At 50.0% G+C, this 238-nt stretch carries 1 protein-coding gene; it reads right to left on the bottom strand.

What is annotated here, in order from left to right; all coding sequences use genetic code 11:
- The coding region (locus N8M66_RS09365) for a hypothetical protein (RefSeq protein ID WP_261047245.1) at positions 1–238 on the bottom strand (238 nt) is incomplete at both ends.

The raw sequence follows: 238 nt of genomic DNA, 5'->3' as shown, positions 1-238 counted from the left end.
CCGCTAGCTCATCGGCTAGATCGTCTGCCAGTTCATCAGCTACAACAAGCGCTACTACATCAGCAAGTTCATCGGCTTCAACAAGCGCAAGTACATCAGCAAGAACATCGGCTTCAACAAGTGCAAGCACATCAGCAAGCACGTCAGCAAGTACATCAGCTTCAACAAGAGCAAGCACGTCAGCAAGCACCTCAGCTTCAACAAGTGCAAGTACATCTGCAAGCACGTCAGCAAGCAC

It is taken from the genome of Streptococcus mitis (assembly GCF_946188585.1).
GTDB lineage: Bacteria > Bacillota > Bacilli > Lactobacillales > Streptococcaceae > Streptococcus > Streptococcus mitis_DG.
Note: the sequence above shows the minus strand (reverse complement) of the source record. Positions and strands in the feature narration are given on the sequence as shown.